Here is a 21,629-nt window from a genome sequence, read left to right on the forward strand (position 1 = left end):
AAGGCTGTCTTCGGGCAGTCTTTTCTGTTTTAATTAAAGACAGTTTCTATCAAATAGATTCACCCCGTGATCCCATATTCTGTTTTCCTGGTCAATATGTTTTATTTTTCACATTGTCCCTTTCTTTCCATGTCCTGAAAAGCCCATGCTGCCATGGCATCTATAACGGGAGCCAGCTCATTTCCTGCTTCGCTCAATTTATAGGAAACATTTGGGGGCACTACAGGTTTTGCTGTTCTGATCACCAGCCCGTCTGTTTCCAATTGCTTAAGATGTTGAATTAACATTTTTTCCGTTACTGCAGGAATTGCTCTTTTCAATTCACTGTATCTTTTTTCTCCTGTACAAAGGTTAAACAGAATAATGGGTTTCCAAAAACCTCCAATCCTCTCCATCACGTACATTACAGGACAATCCTGCACTATTTTCCTGTTTTCCTGAATCGTTGAATTTTCTTTAATAGCTGCCATAGGATACATACTTTAGGGTAAGTACTTGTATAAAAGTAAGTACAAATATAACTTTGTCTCAGGAAATAAAAAAATATTTATTATGAAAATCATCATCACAGGATCATTGGGAAATGTAGCCAAACCTTTAACACAACAACTTGTAGAACAAGGACATCACGTTACGGTAATTAGCAGTAATAAGACAAGACAACACGATATTGAATCATTGGGAGCGACCCCAGCTATCGGATCCATTACCGATATTGATTTCTTAACCCAAACTTTTGACGGAGCAGATGCTGTCTTTGTGATGACCCCTCCTGCCATAAGCCCGGACAACATCGTTCAAAATACAATCAACGTAGGAAAAAACTATGCGGAAGCATTAAGAAAAGCCGACGTAAAAAAAGCAGTAATGCTAAGTAGTGTAGGTGCTGAATCTCCTGTAGAAAATGGTCCTATTAAAAGTCTTCATCATATCGAAAAAATTTACAATGAGTTAGAGAATACCTCATTCACGTTTTTAAGAGCCGGCTATTTTTACACTAATTTCTTCAATGATATTCCATTGGTTAAAAATGCAGGAATTATTGGTGGTAATTATTCGGAAAACATAGAAATTCCTGTAGTTCACCCTATTGATATTGCTAAGGCCGCAGCTGAAGAACTTGTCAACAATGAACAGGGAAAAAACATCCGATATATTGTTAGTGATTCCCGAAAAGCTTCTGATTTTGCAAAAATTCTGGGAAATTCTATAGAGAAACCTGAACTGCCCTGGGTGGAGTTCTCTGATGAGGACGCTCTAAACGGAATGGTACAGGCAGGTCTTCCACAGGAAATGGCTGAATTATATACTGAAATGGGACGAGGAATAAGAACAGGGGTTGTTCAGAAGGATTTTGCAGAGCATGGATCTGTAGTTGATGGTTCCGTAAAACTAGAGGACTTTGCGAAGGAGTTTTCTGCTCAATTTAATTCTTGATTTTTTTTGACTTTCACTTTGAATGTGATAAAAAAAAGTTTCGGCGCACCTGCGGTGCGCCGAAACTTTAATTTTTAATTGATTCTATCGGTTTTTTGATATCCCTTTTAGCTTCAATTTATTTTTTCTCCTTTAAAATCTGCTTTAAAACTTTAAGTTTTCCATCGATAGGCTGCTCTATTTTCAATCCTAATATTTCGGCAACTAATGGATATACATTGACGTTAGAAAATTCATCAACAACGAGGTTACTTTTAAATTCAGGACCCCAGGCAAAAAATGTAGCTTTCATTTCGGGTACGAGTCTGGCATTGTAGCCATGTTTTCCAACGGATGTTTTCTTTCCTTTTTCCAAAAATATTCTGGGAGCTTTTGGAATAAGAAGAATCTGACCAATTCTGCCATACTGATCGTCTTTTGCTCCAAAATGCAAATATTCCGGAAGCCTTTTATCTAAATAGACTTCATAGTCATCTGTTTTTCCGGCTTTAAGTTCTTTGTAAACGGATTTTACTTCCTCAGGATTCTTGACAACCACTCTTAATAAGGTCTGGGAATTAAAAAAATCAAATCTGTCTTTATTGAAAAGAATGGCCGGGATCTCTAAAGGAGTACTGCTGTCTACTTTGATCATTCCATGGTCAGAGACAAAAACAAAGTTGACGTTTTTCAATCCTAGGTGGTTGACTTTCTGAACCAGTTCTCCAATTGCGTTGTCTACTAAGTGAACCGCTTCTTCCGTTTCCTTTGCTTCCGGTCCGAAATGATGTCCGCTTCCGTCTACCTCAGGAAAGTATAATGAAATAAAATGAGGCCTTTTATCCATGGGTAACTTCAGCCAGTCTATTACTTTATTAACTTTTTCAGAAGGGGTAAATTTTTCATGGTAAGGATAATAATAAGTGGGCCTATTTCCTCCTGCATCGCTGGCGGAACCTACCCACATCAGTGAAGCTGAAATCATTCCCTGTTTCTCAGCCAGCCCCCAAAGAGGGATTCCACCATACCAGCTTCCATCTTCTGCATTTTTTTTATCACTCATGGCATAGAATTCTTTTCTTTTGTAATCGTAGAAAAAATTATCAATCAAGCCGTGATGGGATGGATACAATCCGGTGATCAGACTCCAGTGGTTAGGGAAAGTGATGCTTGGATAGCTGGGAATCATTGCTTTGGCCTGAACACCTTCAGCAGAAAGTTTTAATAGGTTTTGTGCATTATATTTTTTTGCATAATCATAACGGAAGCCGTCCGTTGAGATCATGATGACATAAGGTTTCGTTTGCGCATCTACACTGTTATAACGGTTGGGAATCCTAACCTGAGCTGTGTCCACCGGTGATTTCTGTGCACAAAGTGTCAAAGAAAAAATAAGCAGTAAAAAATGCAGTCCTCGTTCCATTATAGAAATTTTCGACAAAGGTACTCTGTCAAAACTTCAGATGAAAGTTTAGCGGGTTAAAAAATCATTAAAACCATGGTTTAGAATTTTGTGAGCCCAACCACTATTCTATTTATTATTAACACTAATTCTCTTTCCCTATCTGGTCTGATTTGTGAATATATTCGCTGGGTGTGATGCCTTCTATCTGCTTAAACACTCTGTTGAAAGTCGCCTGATTGGAAAATCCGGCTTCAGTATAAATATACATTAAGGTCACTTTTTGCAGATTGCTTTCATCGATAAGCTTTTTCACGTAGTTAATCCTGTATACATTTAGATAATTGCTAAAATTCTGATAGCCTTTACAACGAATTATTTTGGAGAGATAATTGTAGTTGACATCTAAAGAAGTACTCAACATGGATATATTCAGATTGGCCTTTTTAAATATTTCATCATTCCTCATCAAATCTTCCAGTTGCTGAAACAATTTTTCAGAGGCTTCATCATTCATCATCGGGGTTTCCGGTGTTTTTTGCAGAACAGGTACTTTAGTATTCTCCCCACTTGTATTCATCAATTTTTCATCCTCAATATCAATCAGAACTTTGAGCTTATTGATCTTATTGCTGTAGATCAATAATAAAATGATAACAAGAAGATTAAATCCAAAAAGAAATACATCGGAGATGACGACCTCCGCCCTCGAGTATTTTGGAAATTGGAGGTCAAAATATTCATAGACTAAAAAGCAAACAAGAATATTGAGAACTAAATAAATAGAATACAGAATCGTCTCCCTTTTCTGAAAAAAAACATAGGCGACTAAAGGAAGCGGAAACAAAGAAACCACATTACCGATAGAATTACTCCAAAAAGTAAGCATAATGTAAAAATTATACAATGGAGCAATAATCATATATCCATGAATAATCTGATCTGACTTATATTTTCCTCTGACCAGAATATAAGTATAAGAAAGAATAAATAATCCTCCCAAAAGATAGAGGACGATAGTTGGATTATAAATGAAAAATTGGAAAACAATAATGTTCAGTGTGAGTATACTACACATGAGAATAATGTACAGATGTATAAACCTTTTTTTCAGGTTCTCAATTTCATTCAGATAGAAATTCTTCATTCTTTTGATCTATCAAATAGTTATTTTTCAATTTTGTTTTACCTAAACAATTGATTAACAAAACAATACATTATTTGAATATATATTCAAAATCAACTTATGTTCAATTATTTTGATTTGCTAATGTAGGTAATTTTGTAAAATGAAAAAAAATAATTAGCTAACCCCTCATAAATTGAATACACACATTAACCATAGAGGAATATTATTCAGCTTTATGCTGTTCATATCCCTTGTTGGGAATGCCCGTGAAAGGGGGGATTCAACACTTAACAAAAAGATAGAAAAAAAAACAGAAACCGGACAAATCTATATTTCCGAAGAAACATCTGTTTATGGGAAAGAACTCATTCATAACGCGAAGTTTTCTGTCATAAAAAAGAAAAATATAAAGTCAAGATCCAAATTTTTGGTTCAAAAAAAAAGAGTTCCGGCTAAGGCTAAGCAAAAAACACAAATTAAAAAAATAAACTATTATGATGATATAATTAGCAATAATGATTCAAATAAAGAATTACAGGCTATTTCACATCAAAAAACTCAATGTATCGTCTTACCTCAACACTACATACCAGACATTGAAGCTTTCTATACGATCATTCAAAAATTATTTTTTTCAGAGAAGCTATTGCCTTCCAGCTATAATCATGCTCCCATTGAGAATAGTAAAATGATCATATTAAGTATCAGGCCTCCCCCAAAAGAATCTTTTCAGTAGATAAAAAAAACAATAGAAGAAGAGCATAATAGTGTTCTTCATTAAAAAAAATTAAACCTTATTAAGATGAAAAATAAAATATTCAATATATTTTTGCTCCTATGTATTTCAGCAAGAATGTTCAGTCAGGTTGGTATCAATACCACTTCACCCAATCCCAAGTCTGCTTTGGATGTTGTCTCCAAAAGCAATAACACCGGTGTTCTAATTCCGCGATTAACCACCACTGAAAGAGATGCTATTGGTGCAGTATCCACGGAAGACGGTCTTACAATCTACAATACCGATGAAAAATGCTACAACTACTACCAGTCAACCAATGCAACATGGCTCAGCTTATGTGGTACTTACCAAAAAGCGGTGTATACTACAGACTGTACCAACATTAAAGTATTCGGTACCTATACACAAGGAACATCATTAAACGCAAGTAATTATATCACGATGCCTATTACAGTAACCAAGGTAGGTACTTACAATATTATTGCAAAAACCACGAATGGGTATTATTTCGAAAAGTCGGGAGTATTTCCTAACACGGGTACTTTCAGCATTACTTTAGATGGCTCCGGTACGCCAAGTGTAGGCCCTCAAACGAATACTCTTTCATTTGTGTATGACGGGGTAACGGATACTGCATGTACCTCCAAAACAGTAAGTGTTTTAGGTTCGCAGGTAAGCTATGGTATTAATTGTATCGGTGCTGTAGTTAATGGTACGTACAGCAAGGGAATACAACTGGTCTACGATACCAATACGGTTACAATTTCTCTTTCTAACGTAGATACTGCCGGTACAGTAAGCATTAACACTTCTACCAATAATGGTGTAAGTTTCACCACCACAGAGTCCGTAAACAGCAGCAGTACAAGCATTACACTGCATGGAGTAGGAACACCAACTAGCGCAGGAACGTATACTTATACTTTCACGACCAACGGGGCTAATCCTCAAACATGTACATTCTCTGTGCCTTTCAGTACTACTACAGGTACTTTTGCCAATCCTGCCAACCGATGTCTGGAGATATACAATGATGGAAAAACAACAGATGGCTATTACTGGGTAAAAGATGCCAGCGGTAACAAATTTAAAACCTACTGTGATATGTTCAACGGAGGATGGACCCTGATTAAATCTCTTTCTGAGAGACAGATCTTGGTGGTAGAAAGAACACAGAATGAATCATGGGCTACACAAACGGTAAGAAATCCTGTCACCACAGAAACCGGAATATTCAATGAATATGCCTTTGCACTATCTTCTGCCACGGTAAATAATATAGGAAGCAGTGGTGCAGGTGCTAAAGAATACCGTTTTTCTATCAAAGAAAAAGGACATACAGGGACTACATTAGCCGAGGTAGAAAGTACCACCGTATCTCCAGTGAATGATAATTGGTCAAAAATCAATTACATGAATGCAGTCGTTACTGACGGAAACCTTGCTACATCGAACTACAGCAGCTTTGGCAACACTACTGCAGGTAAATTGTTTGGCTTTGATTTTGGCAAACCTGTTACAGGAAATACTCTCTATAAACTGAATGGTGGTGATTTTATTGCCAATATTCCGGGATTGTATAGCGCTGCTAATTTCTTTACAGGGATCTATGGAGGTAATGGATATGCAGGAAATAATACAGCCGCCAATAATTTGACGTATACTTATCCTACAGGACAAACTTATACTTTCAATAAATATTATGTCAATGATATGTTTGGATTGTACATGAACTCAGAAACACAGCTCAATCACCATATCGGTACATGTTCAAACAGTACGGATGATTTCGGAGGAGCAAGCTTCTGTAATGCAGGATGGGCCAACTGGAGACCTCATAATTTGAATTTGAGATCCGGTAATTACGAAGGTAGAATTATTCAATATTGGGTAAAATAATTTTCAGTTATTCATCAGAGATTCTGTAAAGAATCTCTGGTTTTAAAATATAAAACACAAATTCCTTATATAAATACCTTTCTGTTTCTTAAGCAATTTTCATAGACTAAATAAGATTCAGGAGGGTATTTCCTTTTTATTAAAGCACTAATAGCCAAGTGATACATGATGAATTAAAGAAAACAACTCTATAACAAAAAACACAAAATTATGGCCTTACTAGAGAATTTTTTCAGTTTTAGCTTGATTGACATGCTTAAATATATTCTTATCTCCAGCGCTTTTTATCTGATATTCCATATTATCTATAAAAAATCACTAGCTTCCGCCAAAATACAGGATAAATCTATTTCCGGAAACGATATTAGAAGGGAAATTTATCATTCTTTAGTATCTTCCATCATCATGACATTTCTTGTTGTCCTCATTGTCAACACTCCCATTGTCAATTCTACCTTACTATATCATACTGTTTCGGAGTATTCCATTCTTTGGTTGATAGCAAGTATCCCTATCGGAATGTTTATTCACGACACCTATTTTTACTGGCTCCATCGTTTACTGCATCATAAAAAAATATTCAGGCATGTACATCTTGTCCACCATAAATCCAACAACCCGAATCCCTTTAGCTCCTATTCCTTTCACATGATCGAAGCTGTGGGTGAAGGCCTGATTATTCCTTTATTATTATTCATCATTCCACTTCATCCTTTTTCTCTTTATACGTACCTGTTATTTTCATTTATCATTAATGCATATGGACATCTGGGGTACGAAATTGCTCCTCAATGGTTCAGAAACTCTTTTTTATTTGGCATTCTCAATACTTCCGTATACCATAATCTTCACCACAGCAAGTTTCATGGAAATTATGGACTGTATTTCAGGTTTTGGGACAGGATTATGCATACTGAACATCCAGGATACATTGCCTTGTATGATACAATTCAGAATAACAGATTCAAAAAATAATGATTGGGACCATTCATTTTTTCAAAGATGAAGGCCGTCACTAAATTTTACTTAACTATTAATTAATGTAATTTTCTATGAAGCAGAATAATAATGAAAATTTCAAGCATATTCATATCGGAAAATACCTTCAGGCAAGGGTTGAGGATCTGCAGATCCCACAAGATAGGATCGGTAATTTTTTAAATGCAACCGATAAGGAAATACAGTTGATGTACCAAGCAGAGAGTATAGACAGCCATCAATTATTAAGATGGAGCAAATTATTGGAATATGACTTTTTCAGACTGTATTCGCAGCATCTGATATTGTATTCTTCTCCTACAAAAAATGATCCTTCCAAAAAGGATATAATCAATCGTTTACCTGCCTTTAGGAAACACATCTATACCAAAGAAATTATCGATTTTATTTTAGAGCTTATCAATACCGGACAAAAAACCAAACAAGAAATTATTACCGAATACAGAATACCTAAAACTACTTTGTACAAGTGGGTTGCAAAACATACCGATTCCAATACAGAATATTAAAATAAATTTTAAAAAAAATGACACATCCTAATTATAATAAAATTTATCTTGATCTCATTGACAGAAAATTTCCTCACAGAAGAAAAGAACTTATCCCTTTACTGGCCAAAGAAATAAAAAATTCTCTGGAACTGATCAACCTCAACAATTTGATTTTCAACTATCAAAAAAAAGAGATACTGGCTTTCAATCAGAGACTGAGATCTTATGATGAAGTAAGTATAAAAAAAATAATCGACTATCAAAAAATGCATCAACTCAACAATCAGGAGATAGCCCATCAATTCAGAATTAGCAGAAATACGATTGCCAAATGGAAAAAACTGTTTGCATAGAATAAAAGAACGATTTGAAATTCTGACAAAGCTGAAAGTCAAATCATTTCTAAATTTTCCACAAAAAAAATCTCTCACATCGTAAGAGATTTTTTCGTTTCAGATTATTTACTTATTCTTTAATCAGTTTTTCATAAGTCAAACTGCCATCTTTTAAAGTAATCTCCAGATAATAACTTCCCGGTTTCAAATCGGAAACAGTGATAGCGTCACCATTAAGTTCCAAAGATCTAACTTTTCTTCCCGTCGATTCATATACATCAACAGATTTGATTTTATCTGCATTTTTAAATTGTACCCTGTCTGTAGCCGGATTCGGATATAGAATTACTTTCTTACTTTCAGCAATGGCCTCGCTTGTGCCCAGTACTGCTCTTGTTAACACAGCATATCCTCTGTTGGACGTTCCTCCGCCATGATAAGCCAAAGCTGTAGAAGATCCTTTAGCAAAGAAAATATTGATGGCGTTGGTATTATTTGTAAAAACAGTATCTCCATTTCCTCCTGCAAGGGATCTTGTGGCCACAATGGTGCGGGTTCCTCCACTCGTCGTATTTGAGGTAATCGTCCAGTCCTGTGCAGCATCTGCATTAGGAGTTTGTCCTATTCCTGCAAAAGTATAATCAATATTGGTATTGGATGTCGAGTTTGAATTATAAATAAATCCGTCGACTCCTGTTACCATTCCTCCGCTTGTCCCGTTACCTCCAAAACCTACTCCTAAATAGGATGTATCCGGTCCTGTAAGCGTCATGGTAACTGTAGTAGGATTGGTATTAATTTTTATAGTCATACCGGCCGATAAATTGACCGTTCCTGTCGAAAACTGTGCCCATACCAGATTGGCAAGGGCTACACTAAGTACTAGTAGAACTTTTTTCATTTTAATTTTTTAAGAGGTTGATGATTTCTTTATTATTGGTCTGTAATGCATATTCAAAAGGTGTCATTCCCATTGAATCTTTTTTAGATTGATCTGCTTTGTGTTGAAGCAGCAATTCTATCAGCTCTTTGTTTCCAAACTTTACCGCCCAGAAGAGAGGCGTAGATCCGGTAGAATCTGCAATATTCGGGTCGGCATTTTTACTTAATAAATAAGCGGTCAGATCTTTATTATATTTTACAGAAAGTCCTGCCAATGCAGTCCCTTCCTGGCTTTTATAATTGATGTCTTTCACATGATCCATCAAAAATTTCGCAACTTCGGTATTTCCTCTGTAGCACGCCAGAATGAGCGGCGAAAAACCACTCTCGTTGGTTGTATTGATAATATCCGGATCCTGTTTCATAAGATGTTTCACTTCATCTACTGTTCCTGTTCTGGCAATATCAAATATTGATTTGGCTTTTTCCTGCGCTGAGATCGCAGAAAAACCAAGGAAAATACTTAGGATAATGATAATGTTTTTCATGGTTTTGCCATTACGTAATTGTATTGTACATTCACATTTTCGGCCACCTTCTTGCTTACCATTTTGGGGATCGTGACGTTATGATCTGCAGGTCTTGCTACAAAACCGCCTTGCATATAGATTTTTCCATCCTTGGCATAAATAGTCGCTACAGAAGAAACAGCTTTATCTACCCCGTGAAAATTCAGGGTTCCCTGAACGTTGTATTTCTGTGGGGAAGCAGTAAGTTTTGTTTTGTCAAAATTAACCACTTTTCCTTTAAAGATTGTTTTAGGGTATTTTGCCGTTTCGGCATAGCTTTCATTGAAATGCTCCTCCATTAATTTGGTTTTAAAATGAAAATTTTTCACCGCCGAGACCGAGGCTATTTCTCCATTGTCCGCATTCAGAACGACTATATTATTATCATCCTTTGCATACACATCTTCAAACAGAGGCAGAGATGCCTCGAAGGTTACATTTCCTTTCTGGGAGCTGTATTTCTGCGCTGAAACAAAGCCTGCAAAAAACAGAACAGCGTTCAAGAATATTAATTTTTTCATATCCAATATTTTTTAATTTTCGGTAAGCCCATCAGCTTTCCATTTGATGAAGGTATTGATCTGAGTCTGAGATAAGGAACCACCCTGCGGCATTTTACCAGGATCTCCGTTAGGTCTTTGTATCCTGTCGATAATTCCATCTATATTATTCTTAACATCCGTGTAGGTAGCTAGTGGTTTGAAACTCCCTGCAGAATGACAGTTGATGCAACTATTGTCTATAATAGCTTTCACCTCAGTGTATCTCACAGGGGCTGTAATGGGAGTATTGTCAGATATTTCCTCATAGGTTCTGCTGTCACAAGCAGTTAATAAAGCAGCTGATGACAATAAGTATAGTATTTTCTTCATTTTAAAAAACTCTGTAAAGGTTAAACCCAAAGAATATCTGTCCTTTTCCCCACTTCCCTACTGCATTGGAGAGATAGCCGATATCTGAATTGATCTGGGAATTGGAGAATAAGAGCTGGAACACGTGTCCCCCGGTTTCTATATCCATCCCTAAAGACAAGGGATTTTTATAAAAACTGTGATTGTCAAAATTCACAAAATACTCTGCGTTGAGAGAAATTCTTTTGGAAATTTTATAACGGCCTCCTAATCCTGCCAGGAATTGATTTTTATCTTCAATGGCCGGATCATACAAATTTTTATGAATGAAAGAAGGTGTCAGCTGTAACGAAAACTTATCATTGAAACGTCTTGAAATTAAAGCCTGAGTAAGATAAGCCAGCCGGTCACCGAATTTAAGATAAGGATAGTTGTCTTTATCGAGATCTGTATTTAAAGCCATGACGTTATAGCCTACAATATCTGCCGGAAAGTTTTCAGTTTGCTTTACCAGTTTATACTTGACCGCGCCCTCGAATGTTTTCATATTCGTTTCTCTGGAAAGACTCACTGATACGGCGTCTGTAAGACCATAGATAACTCCCAGTTTTGTAGACGCATCATCAAGGCCGAAAAAGTTTTTGAATCCGGTACTTATATCCCCAAAACGGTGAGCCACCACAATGTACCATTCGTTTTTAGCAGAAAGCTTTGTGGACTGTCCGGTGACAATTTGCAGCGCTTTAAAGGCTGGCTGAGAAATTTCTGTATCTGTTTTGAGTGTGTCAATATCTTTTAGCAGATCTTCCTGTGCTGAGACAAGACCTGAAGCCAATACCGACAAAAATAAGAGAGTTTTTGTCATATACATTTTGAATTAAATTATGATATGACAAACTTATTGAGTTATAAATTCAAAAGTGTGTGATAAAAGTCACCGAACAAATTGTTTTTATCAATTAATAATATAAAAACATTCAAACATCATTTATTAGATTGATCTAACATTCTCATTGACAGGAATTTTGATTCCTTCTTTAGTCTGGAAAATTTCGCCTTCATTTTCTATTTTCTTCAGCACTCTGCTCACTACCTCTCTGGAAGTACCCAAATTACTGGCTATTTCACGGTGGGTAATCTTCAGTGGATTGTTTCCTGTCGCTGAAATCTGTTGTTTGATGTAGTTCAGAACTCTTTTATCAAGTCTGTGGAATACGGCATCATTGACCATATTCATGACATCTGAAAATCGTTTGTCGTATTCATGATAAAAAACTTTATTGATTTCGGGAAAGCGGATCAGCCACTCATGAATCACGGAAACAGGAATCAGGATCACTTCAGACTCTTCTTCGGCCACAGCGTATACTCTGCTTGTATAATCTGTAAATATCGATGAAAAAGTCATCAGACAGCTGTCATTAGGCTTTATATAATAATAGATCAATTCTCTTCCATCATTCAGGGTAAACACCTTGATTGAACCTTTGATCAAAAAAGGAACATACTTATTTTTCTGTCCTTCCCTGATAATTTCTGTTTTTGCTTTTATATCAGTAATAACTGCACTTGCGTGCATTTCATTTAAGAAGTCCTCACCCAAGAAACTGAATTTCTCAAGAATAAATTGATTATTAATCATATCTGCCATATCATTTTCAAGACAAATATATAAAATTGAAGTATTCAAATGTTATAAAAACAACATTCTTTCATTATCACTGTTGAAAATTTAACAATCGATTCATTAATCAGAATATTTTAAACACTATTGATATTTTACATTTAAAATATTCAATAAAAAAAGATAATATATATTTTTGTCATGATCCTTCTTTTTTATCTCTCGTTTTGGGACGATTGAATAGATAAGTTAAAATTAGGGATAAAACAAAAAATGCCCCGGCAAAACCGGGGCATTCTTATGTATTGTAAGAAAAATCTTATGCTTGTACGTTGTTTCCTCCTAATACGAAAGGCTCAACTTCTTTGATTTCTCCGAACTGCTGCTCGTAGTTAGCAATGTTCTGTTGAAGAGCAGATAATACTCTTTTAGCGTGAAGTGGAGCAAGAATGATTCTTGATCTTACTTTAGCTTGCTGAACACCCGGCATTAACTGGATGAAATCTACTACAAACTCAGATGGAGAGTGGTTTACCAATGCTAAGTTAGCATATACTCCAGCAGCTACCATTTCGTTTAATTCGATGTTGATGTTTCCGTCTTGTGGATTTTGATTGTTGTCCATTGTTATAAAATATGTTTTTAAAATTCGAAATTTGAGATTGTGAAAATATAAAAATAAATCCAAACCTCAAATTTCAAATCATTAATTTTAGTTAAGGTCTTCGAATTCTTTTCTAGAACCTACAATTACATTCTGGTATTCTTTAAGACCTGTACCTGCAGGGATTCTGTGTCCTACAATTACATTTTCTTTAAGACCACTTAAGAAGTCTACTTTACCAGCTACTGCTGCTTCGTTCAGAACTTTAGTCGTTTCCTGGAATGATGCTGCAGACATGAATGATTTAGTTTGAAGAGCTGCTCTTGTAATCCCTTGAAGTACAGGCGTTGCTGTAGCAGGTAAAGCTTCTCTTACTTCAACTAAAGCTTGATCTTCACGCTTCAATTTAGAGTTTTCGTCTCTTAATTCTCTTGCAGTAATCATCTGACCTGGTTTGAATTCTTTAGAATCACCAGCTTCAGTTACCACTTTAAGTCCGAATACTCTGTTGTTTTCTTCCAGGAAGTCGAATTTATGCTCTAATGCACCTTCAAGGAACTGAGTATCTCCTCCATCTACGATAGATACTTTGGTCATCATCTGTCTTACGATGATTTCGAAGTGCTTATCGTCGATTTTTACCCCCTGAAGACGGTAAACTTCCTGAATTTCATTAACCAGATATTCCTGAACAGCTGTTGGACCTTTAATTCTTAAGATATCGTCCGGAGTAATTGAACCGTCAGAAAGTGGCGAACCAGCTCTTACGAAGTCATTCTCCTGAACCAAGATCTGGTTAGATAATTTAACTAAATAAATTTTTCTTTCCCCAGTTTTTGCTTCAACGATAAGTTCACGGTTACCTCTCTTAATTTTTCCGTAAGAAACTACCCCGTCGATTTCAGTAACAACCGCTGGGTTTGAAGGGTTTCTCGCTTCGAATAATTCGGTAACTCTCGGAAGACCTCCGGTGATATCCCCTGCTTTTGCAGATTTTCTTGGGATCTTGATCAAGACTTTACCAGCCTTAATTTTTTCACCATCGTTTACCATTAAGTGGGCTCCTACCGGTAAGTTGTACCCTTTCTGTTCAACTCCTTTAGAATCTACCACCTTCAAGGTAGGTACGGCTTTCTTATTTCTGGATTCAGAGATTACTTTCTCTTCGAATCCTGTTTGTTCATCTATTTCAAGCTGGAATGAAATACCCTGGATAATATCCTCGTATTCTACTTTACCAGCAGTTTCAGCAATAATTACCGCGTTGTACGGATCCCATTTTGCAATCAGATCACCTTTCTTCACTTTATCACCAGACTTCACGACCAACTGAGAACCGTAAGGTACGTTAGCAATCATCATTGGTGTTCTTTGTTCGTTATCGGTAACCAATCTAAATTCTGTTGTACGTGAAACGACTACTTCCGCGGTATTACCGTTTTCATCTTCAGAAGTAATGGTTCTTACTTCGTCCAATTCTACGATACCGTCTCTTCTTGCAACAATAGATGGGTTTTCTGAAACGTTCGTGGATACCCCCCCTTGGTGGAAAGTTCTCAACGTAAGCTGAGTACCAGGTTCCCCAATAGATTGTGCTCCAATAACCCCTACTGCTTCACCCATGTGGATCATCTTACCGGTTGCCAGGTTTCTACCATAACATTTAGCACAGATTCCTTTTTTAGTTTCACAAGTAAGTGGAGAACGTACTTCAACAAATTCTAATCCTGCAGCTTCGATTCTCTTGGCTAATGCTTCATTAATTACCTGATCTGCTTCAGCGATTAACTCATCTGATTCCGGATCATAGATGTTATGAAGAGAAACTCTACCTAAGATTCTTTCAGAGATCTTTTCAACGATCTCGTCATTTTTCTTAAGGGCAGTTACTTCAGTACCTCTTAGGGTACCACAGTCGTCTTCAGTAACGATAACGTCCTGAGCAACGTCTACCAGTCTTCTGGTAAGGTAACCAGCATCGGCTGTTTTAAGAGCGGTATCTGCAAGACCTTTACGGGCACCGTGAGTAGAGATAAAGTATTCAAGGATCGAAAGACCTTCTTTAAAGTTTGCAAGAATCGGGTTTTCGATAATTTCCGCACCGGTAGAACCTGCTTTTTGCGGTTTTGCCATCAAACCTCTCATCCCTGATAACTGACGGATCTGTTCCTTAGAACCCCTCGCACCAGAATCAAGCATCATATATACAGAGTTGAATCCACCTTGATCGGTTTTCATTCTACCCATAATCATTTCAGTTAATCCGGCGTTGGTATTGGTCCAAACGTCGATTACCTGGTTATAACGTTCTGTATCGGTAATCAGACCCATGTTATAGTTGGCTCTAATTTCGTCTACTGTTTCAATTGACGTAGCAATCATCTTTTTCTTCTCAACAGGTACTACGATGTCACCTAATGAGAATGAAAGACCTCCTTTGAATGCGTTTGAATATCCTAAGTCTTTCATGGCATCCAGGAACTTCACTGTTGTAGGGAAATCCGTATCAGCTAAAACTCTACCAATAATGTTTCTCAGTGATTTCTTCGTCAATAGTTCATTAACGTATCCTGATTGTTTTGGTACAATCTGGTTGAATAGAATTCTACCTAAAGAAGTTTCGATCAATTTTGTTGAAATCTCTCCGTTTTCTTTAACCGGTAGTCTACATCTTACTTTAGCATTCAATGAAACTCTACCTTCAGCATAAGCGATTTCGGCTTCTTCAGGAGAATAGAATGCAAGGCCTTCACCTTTCACTTTCATATCTTCTGTAGAGCTTAATTCTTTGGTCATGAAATAAAGACCAAGAACCATGTCCTGAGAAGGTACCGTGATTGGAGAACCGTTTGCCGGGTTCAAGATGTTTTGAGAACCTAGCATCAATAACTGAGCTTCAAGGATCGCTTCAGGACCTAATGGTAAGTGTACTGCCATCTGGTCACCATCGAAATCGGCGTTGAATGCTGTTGTTACCAACGGGTGAAGTTGAATTGCTTTACCTTCGATCATCTTAGGCTGGAATGCCTGGATCCCCAGTCTGTGAAGGGTAGGTGCTCTGTTTAGTAGAACAGGGTGACCTTTCATCACGTTTTCAAGGATATCATATACTACAGGCTCTTTTCTGTCGATGATTCTCTTTGCAGATTTCACAGTTTTTACAATTCCTCTTTCAATCAGTTTTCTGATGATAAACGGTTTGTAAAGTTCTGCTGCCATATCTTTAGGAATACCACATTCGTGAAGCTGTAAGTTTGGCCCTACAACAATTACGGAACGTGCAGAGTAGTCAACCCTTTTCCCTAGTAAGTTCTGACGGAAACGACCTTGTTTACCTTTCAATGAATCTGAAAGTGATTTCAATGGTCTGTTGGATTCAGATTTTACAGCAGAAGATTTTCTTGTATTATCGAATAATGAATCTACTGATTCCTGAAGCATACGCTTCTCGTTTCTCAAGATTACTTCCGGAGCTTTGATCTCCAATAGTCTTTTCAGACGGTTGTTTCTGATAATAACTCTTCTGTAAAGGTCATTTAAGTCAGAAGTAGCGAAACGTCCTCCATCCAATGGAACCAATGGTCTTAGTTCTGGTGGTATTACAGGAAGTACACGCATAATCATCCACTCCGGTCTGTTGATCATTCTTGTATTAGCACCTCTTAATGCTTCTACAACGTTCAATCTTTTAAGAGCTTCAGTTCTTCTTTGCTTGGAACCTTCGTTGTGAGCTTTGTGTCTCAAGTCGAAAGACAATGCATCAAGGTTGATTCTTTTTAGAAGATCTTCAACAGCTTCAGCCCCCATTCTGGCGATGAATTTGTTTGGATCAGAATCATCAAGATACTGGTTTTCCGCAGGAAGAGTGTCCATGATGTCAAGGTACTCTTCTTCTGTAAGGAACTCCATGTTATCGAAATCAGAACCATCTAATTTTTTAGCAATCCCCTGCTGAATCACTACATATCTTTCGTAGTAGATGATCATGTCTAATTTCTTAGAAGGAATTCCTAAAAGGTAACCGATTTTGTTTGGTAAAGAACGGAAATACCAGATGTGAGCGATAGGCACAACAAGGTTGATGTGTCCGATTCTCTCTCTTCTGACTTTTTTCTCTGTAACTTCTACTCCACAACGGTCACAAACGATCCCTTTGTAACGAATTCTCTTGTATTTACCACAAGCACATTCGTAATCCTTTACAGGACCAAAGATCTTTTCGCAGAACAACCCGTCTCTTTCAGGTTTGTGCGTTCTGTAGTTAATGGTTTCCGGCTTTAAAACTTCTCCTCTTGATTCCTGAAGAATCGATTCTGGTGAAGCTAAACCGATGGTTATTTTATTAAATCTACTTGATTTATTTTTATTTGACATAATTTTTTTTAGATTTTAGATTTCAGATTTCAGATTTCAGACGAAATCATCATTCCAAATTCAAGGATTATAAAATTCTTAGAGTGTCATAGTCTGACATCTTGTGTCTGACATCTGATATCTTACTCTTCTAATCTTACGTCTAATCCAAGACCTTGTAACTCGTGAAGTAATACATTGAATGATTCCGGAATACCTGGTTCAGGCATCGATTCACCTTTTGCAATAGCTTCATAAGTTTTTGCTCTACCAATCACGTCATCAGACTTCACCGTTAAGATTTCTCTCAAGATGTTGGAAGCTCCAAATGCTTCAAGAGCCCAAACCTCCATCTCTCCGAATCTCTGACCTCCGAACTGAGCTTTACCTCCTAGCGGCTGCTGAGTAATCAATGAGTAAGGACCGATAGAACGTGCGTGCATCTTGTCATCAACCATGTGTCCCAGTTTCAGCATGTAGATAATCCCTACAGTAGCCGGCTGAGTAAATCTTTCTCCGGTACCCCCGTCATAAAGGTGAGTGTTACCGAATTTAGGAAGACCTGCTTTCTCTGTGTACTCCGTAATCTGATCAAGAGTTGCTCCATCAAAGATTGGTGTAGCGAACGTCATTCCTAATTTCTGACCAGCCCATCCAAGAACTGTTTCATAAATCTGACCGATGTTCATACGAGAAGGTACCCCTAGTGGATTCAATACGATATCTACTGGTGTTCCGTCTTCAAGGAATGGCATATCTTCTTCACGAACGATTCTTGAAACGATACCTTTGTTACCGTGACGTCCTGCCATTTTATCTCCTACATTCAACTTACGTTTCTTAGCGATATATACTTTAGCCAACTTCATGATTCCAGCTGGAAGCTCATCTCCGATAGAAATTGCGAATTTCTCACGGTTTTTAACTCCCTGGATATCGTTGAACTTGATTTTATAGTTGTGAATTAATTGTTTAACCAATTCATTCTTATCGTTATCTACCGTCCAGTCTGCACCGCTTACGTTAACGTAATCTTCAACTGAAGTCAATAATTTGTGAGTGAATTTCACACCTTTACCGATGATTTCCTCATCAAGGTCGTTGGTAACTCCCTGAGAAGTTTTACCTCCTACCAGTGTATTTAATTTTTCAATTAAAGTGTTTCTTAACTCATCAAACTTAGCCTTGTAAGTGTTTTCAATTTCTTCAAGTTTAAGTTTTTCTTCAGTTCTCTTCTTTTTGTCTTTAATATTTCTGGAGAACAATTTTTTGTTGATCACAACCCCTCTTAATGAAGAGTCTGCTTTCAATGAAGCATCCTTTACATCACCAGCTTTGTCACCAAAGATGGCTCTAAGAAGTTTTTCTTCAGGAGTTGGGTCAGATTCACCTTTTGGAGTGATCTTACCGATCATAATGTCTCCAGGCTTCACTTCAGCACCAATTCTGATCATCCCGTTCTCGTCAAGATCTTTAGTCGCTTCTTCAGAAACGTTAGGAATATCTGCTGTTAATTCTTCCATCCCTAATTTGGTATCACGAACTTCCAGAGAGTACTCGTCTACATGGATTGAAGTAAACCAGTCTTCACGTACAACTTTTTCGTTGATTACGATGGCATCCTCAAAGTTGTATCCTTTCCAAGGCATGAAGGCTACTACCAAGTTTCTACCAAGCGCTAATTCTCCGTTTTCGGTAGCATAACCGTCGCAAAGTACCTGTCCTTTTTCCACTGTTTCACCTACTCTTACGTTTGGTCTAAGGGTAATGGTTGTACTCTGGTTGGTTTTTCTGAACTTGGTTAATTTATATGTTTTCGTAGCGGACTCGAATTGTACTAAATCTTCGTCATCGCTTCTTTCATATTTAATGGTAATCTGATCAGCATCTACATACTCAACAGTTCCTCTTCCTTCAGCATTGATCAAGATTCTTGAATCTTTAGCCACCTGCTGTTCCAGACCTGTACCCACGATTGGAGCTTGTGGCTTCAATAGAGGAACGGCCTGACGCATCATGTTGGATCCCATCAATGCACGGTTCGCATCATCATGTTCCAGGAATGGAATCAATGAAGCTGAGATACCGGAGATCTGGTTTGGTGCAACGTCGATAAGGTTTACCTGAGAAGGCTCCACTACCGGATAGTCACCATCCAGTCTTGCAATAATTCTGTCTGTTAAGAATTCTCCACCATCCGTTAATTCAACGTTGGCCTGAGCAATTACTTTATCTTCTTCATCTTCTGCATTCAGATAAATAGGATCAGCATTAAGATTTACTGTGCTGTTTTCTACTTTTCTATATGGAGTTTCGATGAAACCTAAGCTGTTAATTTTAGCATAGATCCCCAGAGATGAAATCAAACCAATGTTTGGTCCTTCCGGAGTTTCAATCGGACAAATTCTTCCGTAGTGGGTATGGTGAACGTCACGAACCTCGAAACCTGCTCTTTCTCTTGATAAACCACCAGGCCCTAGTGCAGAAAGTCTACGCTTGTGCGTGATCTCTGAAAGTGGGTTGGTCTGGTCCATGAACTGAGAAAGCTGGTTGGTACCGAAGAACGAGTTAATTACAGATGTTAAAGTTTTAGCATTAACAAGATCAAGCGGAGTAAATATTTCGTTATCTCTAACGTTCATTCTTTCCTTGATCGTTCTTGCAATTCTTGAAAGACCTACACCGAACTGTCCTGCCAACTGCTCTCCAACGGTCTTGATTCTTCTGTTAGACAAGTGGTCAATATCATCAACCTCTGCTTTAGAGTTTACCAATTCGATCAAGTGTCTTACGATGGCAATGATATCTTCTTTGGTAAGAACCTCAGTGGTTGTAGGGATATTAAGACCTAACTTTTTGTTTAGTCTGTAACGTCCTACTTCACCAAGTGAATATCTTTGCTCAGAGAAGAATAATTTTTCAATGATTCCTCTTGCCGTTTCCTCATCGGGTGGATCTGCATTTCTTAACTGACGATAGATATACTCTACTGCTTCTTTTTCAGAGTTCGTAGGGTCTTTCTGTAATGTATTCTGGATGATAGAGAATTCATTGCTGTTTTCTTTGTGAATCAGGATAGATTTCACTCCAGCATCAAGAATAAGATCTAAATGTTCTTTTTCAAGAATAGTTTCTCTGTCCAGGATGATTTCATTTCTTTCAATAGAAACTACTTCTCCTGTATCTTCGTCTACGAAATCTTCGAACCAAGTGTTCAATACTCTCGCAGCCAATGTTCTTCCTTCTACTTTCTTAAGAGCCGCTTTAGAAACTTTCACTTCTTCAGCAAGGTCGAAGATCTGAAGGATATCCTTATCAGATTCATAACCGATCGCTCTTAGCAAGGTAGTTAATGGTAATTTTTTCTTACGGTCGATATACGCGTACATTACGCTGTTGATATCGGTTGTAAATTCCATCCAAGATCCTTTGAAAGGGATAATTCTTGAATAGTACAGTTTAGTTCCGTTAGCGTGGTACGTTTGTCCGAAGAATACACCAGGTGAACGGTGAAGCTGCGTAACGATAACTCTCTCAGCACCATTGATGATGAAAGATCCACTAGGCGTCATATAAGGAACCGGGCCTAAATACACATCCTGAACCACCGTTTGGAAATCTTCGTGCTCAGGGTCTGTACAATACAATTTAAGTCTTGCTTTAAGAGGAACTGAATACGTCAATCCTCTTTCCACACACTCGTTAATTGAATAACGTGGAGAATCTACCAGATAATCAAGGAATTCCAATACAAACTGATTTCTGGAATCGGTAATTGGGAAGTTTTCCTGGAAGGTTCTGTATAAACCTTCGTCTGTTCTGTCTTCTGGAAGGGTATCAAGCTGGAAAAAATCTCTGAAAGACTCTAACTGGATATCCAGGAAGTCAGGAGTGATAATTTTTCCTTTCGCTGATGAGAAGTTAATTCTCTGATTCCCCCTTGTAGTTGCTGTTGTTTTACTCATAAAACTTTTAAGAAAGGGTTAAAAAATATTTTGATTCATTAAAAAATATCAGAAGAAGGCAAAAAGAGAAAAGATAAATGAGAAAGAATAAGTGAGAAAATTTTGGCGCAATTATCAGTCTTTATTCTTTGTTCTTTATTCTAAAAAATCTTTGATCTAGCTTCTAACTGCAACGCTGGTATATCTTTTCACAGCGTAATGCAAAATATTCTTATTAACTTTTGAGGCTGAATAGCCGCTATACCTATACACAAGAAACCTCTTTCACCATTTGTATGAAAGAGCTGATTTACAATATTTTATAGGTTTATGTACAATTATTCGCGCCAAAAGAGGGACAAAATTACAAAAATTTCCACACATAGACAAAT

Annotated in this window: 18 protein-coding genes; 6 read left to right on the forward strand and 12 right to left on the reverse strand. The window is 37.3% G+C overall.

The genetic code is table 11. The features are described 5' to 3' along the window. Positions 1-101: 101 nt before the first annotated feature. On the reverse strand, positions 102-470 hold the full coding sequence (locus BW964_RS16190; protein WP_076509002.1) for a winged helix-turn-helix transcriptional regulator: 369 nt from the start codon (positions 468-470) through the stop codon (positions 102-104). An 82-nt stretch (positions 471-552) separates the two neighbouring features. Between BW964_RS16190 and BW964_RS16195 the strand changes: the two genes are divergently transcribed. Continuing rightward, positions 553-1,437, forward strand: a complete 885-nt coding sequence (locus BW964_RS16195; protein WP_076508712.1) for an NAD(P)H-binding protein — start codon at positions 553-555, stop codon at positions 1,435-1,437. A gap of 118 nt (positions 1,438-1,555) precedes the next feature. Here BW964_RS16195 and BW964_RS16200 read toward each other — a convergent pair whose 3' ends face one another. Continuing rightward, positions 1,556-2,839, reverse strand: a complete 1,284-nt coding sequence (locus BW964_RS16200) for an alkaline phosphatase family protein (RefSeq protein WP_076508714.1) — start codon at positions 2,837-2,839, stop codon at positions 1,556-1,558. 124 nt (positions 2,840-2,963) lie between these two features. Further along, positions 2,964-3,965 carry a helix-turn-helix domain-containing protein gene (locus tag BW964_RS16205; protein ID WP_076508716.1) on the reverse strand — a complete coding sequence of 334 codons (1,002 nt, stop codon included), beginning with the start codon at positions 3,963-3,965 and terminating at the stop codon, positions 2,964-2,966. A gap of 175 nt (positions 3,966-4,140) precedes the next feature. On the opposite strand from BW964_RS16205, the gene BW964_RS16210 reads away from it, so the two are divergent. The 5 genes from BW964_RS16210 to BW964_RS16230 all read left to right on the forward strand — a co-directional run bounded on the left by BW964_RS16210 (position 4,141) and on the right by BW964_RS16230 (position 8,428). Beyond that, positions 4,141-4,683 (forward strand): hypothetical protein, encoded by a 543-nt coding sequence (locus BW964_RS16210; RefSeq protein WP_123911994.1) that lies wholly within the window; start codon positions 4,141-4,143, stop codon positions 4,681-4,683. Between the two features lie 66 nt (positions 4,684-4,749). After that, a complete protein-coding gene (locus BW964_RS16215; RefSeq protein ID WP_123911993.1) occupies positions 4,750-6,585 on the forward strand; it encodes a fibrinogen-like YCDxxxxGGGW domain-containing protein in 1,836 nt (611 codons plus the stop codon). Positions 6,586-6,795: 210 nt separating this feature from the next. Further along, positions 6,796-7,560: a sterol desaturase family protein gene (locus BW964_RS16220; RefSeq protein ID WP_076508722.1), complete on the forward strand. Its 765-nt coding sequence runs from the start codon at positions 6,796-6,798 to the stop codon at positions 7,558-7,560. 77 nt (positions 7,561-7,637) lie between these two features. Next, a complete protein-coding gene (locus BW964_RS16225) occupies positions 7,638-8,093 on the forward strand; it encodes a transposase (RefSeq protein ID WP_076508724.1) in 456 nt (151 codons plus the stop codon). 17 nt (positions 8,094-8,110) lie between these two features. Continuing rightward, on the forward strand, positions 8,111-8,428 hold the full coding sequence (locus tag BW964_RS16230) for a hypothetical protein (protein ID WP_076508726.1): 318 nt from the start codon (positions 8,111-8,113) through the stop codon (positions 8,426-8,428). A 112-nt stretch (positions 8,429-8,540) separates the two neighbouring features. On the opposite strand, the gene BW964_RS16235 is transcribed toward BW964_RS16230, so the two are convergent. From BW964_RS16235 to rpoB, 9 genes are all read right to left on the reverse strand, one after another. Continuing rightward, a complete protein-coding gene (locus BW964_RS16235; RefSeq protein WP_076508728.1) occupies positions 8,541-9,311 on the reverse strand; it encodes a T9SS type A sorting domain-containing protein in 771 nt (256 codons plus the stop codon). Between the two features lies 1 nt (position 9,312). Next, entirely contained in the window at positions 9,313-9,840 is a 528-nt protein-coding gene (locus BW964_RS16240) for an ankyrin repeat domain-containing protein (RefSeq protein ID WP_076508730.1), read from the reverse strand. Further along, positions 9,837-10,382 (reverse strand): YceI family protein, encoded by a 546-nt coding sequence (locus BW964_RS16245; RefSeq protein ID WP_076508732.1) that lies wholly within the window; start codon positions 10,380-10,382, stop codon positions 9,837-9,839. The genes BW964_RS16240 and BW964_RS16245 overlap by 4 nt, the downstream gene beginning before the upstream one ends. Before the next feature lie 12 nt (positions 10,383-10,394). Beyond that, on the reverse strand, positions 10,395-10,733 hold the full coding sequence (locus tag BW964_RS16250; protein WP_076508734.1) for a lipoprotein: 339 nt from the start codon (positions 10,731-10,733) through the stop codon (positions 10,395-10,397). Between the two features lies 1 nt (position 10,734). Next, complete coding sequence (locus BW964_RS16255) at positions 10,735-11,577, reverse strand: DUF5777 family beta-barrel protein (RefSeq protein ID WP_076508736.1); 843 nt, start codon at positions 11,575-11,577, stop codon at positions 10,735-10,737. 126 nt (positions 11,578-11,703) lie between these two features. Continuing rightward, positions 11,704-12,363, reverse strand: coding sequence for a Crp/Fnr family transcriptional regulator (locus tag BW964_RS16260; protein WP_228437936.1), 660 nt, complete (start codon positions 12,361-12,363; stop codon positions 11,704-11,706). A gap of 292 nt (positions 12,364-12,655) precedes the next feature. Further along, a complete protein-coding gene (locus tag BW964_RS16265; RefSeq protein WP_034723398.1) occupies positions 12,656-12,961 on the reverse strand; it encodes a DUF3467 domain-containing protein in 306 nt (101 codons plus the stop codon). Positions 12,962-13,048: 87 nt separating this feature from the next. Further along, a complete protein-coding gene (gene rpoC, locus BW964_RS16270; RefSeq protein WP_076508738.1) occupies positions 13,049-17,314 on the reverse strand; it encodes a DNA-directed RNA polymerase subunit beta' in 4,266 nt (1,421 codons plus the stop codon). Positions 17,315-17,436: 122 nt separating this feature from the next. Beyond that, positions 17,437-21,258, reverse strand: coding sequence for a DNA-directed RNA polymerase subunit beta (gene rpoB / locus BW964_RS16275; protein WP_073329716.1), 3,822 nt, complete (start codon positions 21,256-21,258; stop codon positions 17,437-17,439). Positions 21,259-21,629 lie beyond the last annotated feature (371 nt).

The sequence above is a fragment of the Chryseobacterium shigense genome (assembly GCF_900156575.1).
GTDB lineage: Bacteria > Bacteroidota > Bacteroidia > Flavobacteriales > Weeksellaceae > Chryseobacterium > Chryseobacterium shigense.